Annotated in this window: 3 protein-coding genes and 1 riboswitch; of the genes, 2 read left to right on the forward strand and 1 reads right to left on the reverse strand. The window is 35.1% G+C overall.

Annotated features, from left to right (window positions below):
* Nucleotides 1–294: amidohydrolase family protein (locus ADJ83_RS04205; RefSeq protein ID WP_048717081.1), on the reverse strand; the 294-nt coding region annotated here is incomplete at its 3' end.
* Between the two features lie 61 nt (nt 295–355).
* Nucleotides 356–454, reverse strand: a riboswitch (purine riboswitch).
* A 231-nt stretch (nt 455–685) separates the two neighbouring features.
* Here ADJ83_RS04205 and mgtE point away from each other — a divergent pair.
* Both mgtE and ADJ83_RS04215 read left to right on the forward strand, forming a co-directional pair.
* Nucleotides 686–2044 (forward strand): magnesium transporter, encoded by a 1359-nt coding sequence (gene mgtE / locus ADJ83_RS04210; RefSeq protein WP_031536273.1) that lies wholly within the window; start codon nt 686–688, stop codon nt 2042–2044.
* Nucleotides 2045–2300: 256 nt separating this feature from the next.
* Complete coding sequence (locus ADJ83_RS04215; RefSeq protein WP_031536272.1) at nt 2301–3461, forward strand: FtsW/RodA/SpoVE family cell cycle protein; 1161 nt, start codon at nt 2301–2303, stop codon at nt 3459–3461.
* Nucleotides 3462–3683 lie beyond the last annotated feature (222 nt).

Consider the following 3683-nt stretch of genomic DNA (forward strand, 5'->3'; position numbering starts at 1 on the left):
CTCTTCGTCATGTGCGGCTTCAAGTGGCCAAATTCTTTTCCTAAGCCAATCCATCAGTTCTAAATCATCCCCTTTGCCGCGAAACAATGTTTGGCATAAATGAATATGTGTTTGAATAAAACCAGGGATTACCGTTCTGTTTGTCGCATCGATAATTTTGTCTACATGATTTATTTGAAGATCTCTTCCGATAGCTTTTATGATATTCTCTTCTATATAAATATCTCCCAAAATAATATCTTCTGCTTGATTCATCGTAACTATTTGTGCATTTCTAATTAAAATATTTCCCATTCCAATCCCCCTGTGCTTGTTTATATTTCGGAATAAACACAAAAAAACTACGAAAAATATGCTAGTTAAGCATATTTTTCGTAGCAAGAAATTTACGGTTTCTAGTAGAGACCCTTAACCCAATTATTAAGGATATACGAAAAAAAGTCGCAATAGCGGCAGCTGCCTGCGGTCATTCATGTTATATCCCTATTTTAATTTAGAATCTAATCTTTTCAAGTTTATTGTCAGAATATTTAACAAGGTTTTTTTATGTGTTTTATCAAAAATTTTCTCAAGATCTCCTTTTTTGCAAAGAATTATCCATTTCATTCTTTCGTTAATTTACATATAATAAGACAGGGTATATGTCGAATAACTGCCTTAAACCTCGGAAGGGAGAGTGAGAAGTATGATACACCAAATGACAGAAAATCAAATCACACTTCACATCATTCAGACGCTAAAAGACAATAATAAATCTGAATTTGAATTCATCGTTGATGAGCTACAACCATATGATATAGCTCAAATTTATGAGAGCCTCCCCGAAAAGCATAGGGCTCGTTTTTTGCTTTTTCTGAAAGTCGACTTATTAGCCCATCTCTTAGAAGAATTAGATAAAGAAGAACAACTTGAGGTTCTAAACACATTAGGAATGGACAAGACCGGGAAAGTCCTAGATTTAATGGATAATGATGATCTAGCTTCCCTTTTAAATGAACTAGCACCAGATAGAATTAAAGAGCTTCTTTCTGAAATGAAAAAAGAAGAGTCTATAATTGTACAAAACTTAATGAACTATCCTGACGAAACTGCTGGACGTCTCATGACAAACCGTTTTGTTTGGATTCGCGATTATTACACTACTCGTGAAGCTGTTGATAAGCTAAAATCATTTGCAGATTTCGCAGAAACATTAAGCTATCTATACGTGATTGATCAAAATAGAAAATTGGTTGGTGTTGTTTCCTATCGTGACCTTTTGATTGCTGAACCACAGGATAAAATTCGTGACATTATGTATGAACGGGTCATTAGTGTTACAGTGGACCAAGACCAAGAAGAAGTGGCACAAACCATACAAAAATACGATTTCTTAGCCATTCCAGTTGTGAATGATGATAATATTTTGATGGGAATTGTAACCGTCGATGATATGATTGACGTCGTTTTCCAAGAAGCAAATGAAGATATCGAAAAACTATCTGCCTCAGGGAAATCGATTGATTTTGATACAAAAGCATCTGTAGCAGCCTATCGTAGACTCCCCTGGTTAATCTTACTTTTATTTATTGGCGTCGTATCTGGAAGCATTATAAGCAATTATGAAGATGTTCTGACTAAAGTAGTGGCTCTATCCTTTTTCATGCCTATGATTTCAGGGATGACTGGTAATACAGGAACACAATCATTAGCAGTTGTTGTACGTGGACTTATTTCTAATACGATAAATAAAACAGTTGTAACAAAGTTGATATTTAGAGAATTATTGGTTGGCTTGATTATCGGGATTACTTGTGGCGTTATTATTACGATTATTGCCTATGTTTGGCAAAGCGATCTGATGCTTGGCTTAGTTGTTGGCCTTTCATTAATTTGTACACTTATAATCGGAACATTATCAGGTACCATTATTCCTATTATTCTTTATAAATTAAATATTGACCCTGCCGTTGCATCAGGTCCGTTAATTACGACTCTTAATGATATCTTTTCGTTATTTATTTACTTCGGAATCGCCCAAATTTTTCTAGCTCATTTAATGTGAAAGAAAGGCTGTCTAACTTGGACAGTCTTTTTTTGCGTTTGGTAATTTATTTTACACTTTGGGCATATATTTGGTTTGGATTATAAATTGTTTTTTTAGATCATACTGATTCTGCCTCTGACCATATACTTGTAATAATTACCTCAGCTTTAGATACAAACCAATATTTTCACTGGATTATGAAAAATAAGGAAACAAATTCACCTTCTCTTCCGTCTATATAAATATAAGAAATTTGAACTAGGGGTTTGCTAGAATGAGAACGAAAAAAGGATTTTCCGAACGTTTCGATTGGACATTATGTCTTTTGCTTATGTTATTTTGTTTAGTTAGCTGTATTGCTATATACAGCGCAAACGCTTCCTACTTACAATCACAAATTATGTGGTATGCAATTGGTTCTATTGTCATTGCTATTATTATGTATTTTGATAATGAACAGATTCAACAAATAACGTGGATTCTTTATGGGATAGGAGCATTATTACTAATCGGTCTTTTATTTGCCCCAGTAACCGATTTTACTCCTAAAAGGGGTGGAGCCCAAAGCTGGTATGTCATTCCTCACATTGGTAGTATTCAACCATCTGAATATATGAAGATTTTTTATATTTTAGCAATCGCAAAAGTTATAACGAATCATCATAAGAAAACTATTTATAAGTCGCTCTTAACTGACTTTATTTTAATGTGTAAGCTTGGAATTGTGGCTGGAATACCTATTGGTTTAGTCATTGTACAGGACTTTGGTACCGCCCTCGTGCTAATGGCAATCTTAATTGGCATGATGCTAGTATCAGGAATTTCATGGAAAATTCTTATTCCGTTATATGGATCAGCCGCCGCCTTTGGTTCTATCGTTTTCTACTTAGCTATCTTTGGACGAGAACTGTTAGAAAAATATTTGGGAGTCGATCCCTATCAATTCGATCGTATTAGCTCTTGGCTTGATCCCCATAATGCGGGGGATGCAGGATTGCAGTTAGTTAAATCCCTAATGGCAATAGGTTCTGGCCTAATTAGCGGAAAAGGATTAGGAAATGAGGAAGTATATATCCCCGAAAGACATACAGATTTTATTTTCACCATTATCGGAGAAGAATACGGTTTTATTGGTGGCAGTATTGTTATCATTCTTTATTTTTTCTTAATTTATCACCTTGTGAGAACAGCATTAAAAACAGCTGATCCTTACAGTATTTATATTACTGTTGGAGTGATTAGCATGATAACCTTCCATGTATTCGAAAACATCGGGATGACGATACAGTTGTTACCAATAACAGGCATCCCCCTTCCATTTATTAGTTATGGAGGTAGCTCATTAATGACGAATATGATGGCAATGGGACTCATTTTTAGCATTCGTTATCATTATAAGTCCTATATGTTTTCTAGCAATTCTCTATCTTTTTAAATGAGAATCATGTTTTGCCGTTAAGAGGCTGGGACATAAGTATTTAAACCAACAACAAACACGAACTATAATGCAAAATAATTATATTATAGTTCGTGTTTGTTTTTTGAAAAATGTTTAAAAACGAAGTGAAATGGAGCGGAGGTCGCTCGACTCCTGCGGGAAATAGAGAAGCTTTAGACCCCGCAGCGCAGCGAGGAGGCTCAGCTTCCTCCCCGGCGC

This window comes from Bacillus sp. 522_BSPC (assembly GCF_001076885.1).
In the GTDB taxonomy this organism is placed as follows: domain Bacteria; phylum Bacillota; class Bacilli; order Bacillales; family Cytobacillaceae; genus Niallia; species Niallia hominis.

Bases quoted from the DNA above. Each gene is read 5' to 3' on its own strand.
- mgtE (WP_031536273.1), top strand. From the start codon at position 686: ATGATACACCAAATGACAGAAAATCAAATCACACTTCACATCATTCAG.
- ADJ83_RS04215 (WP_031536272.1), top strand. From the start codon at position 2,301: ATGAGAACGAAAAAAGGATTTTCCGAACGTTTCGATTGGACATTATGT.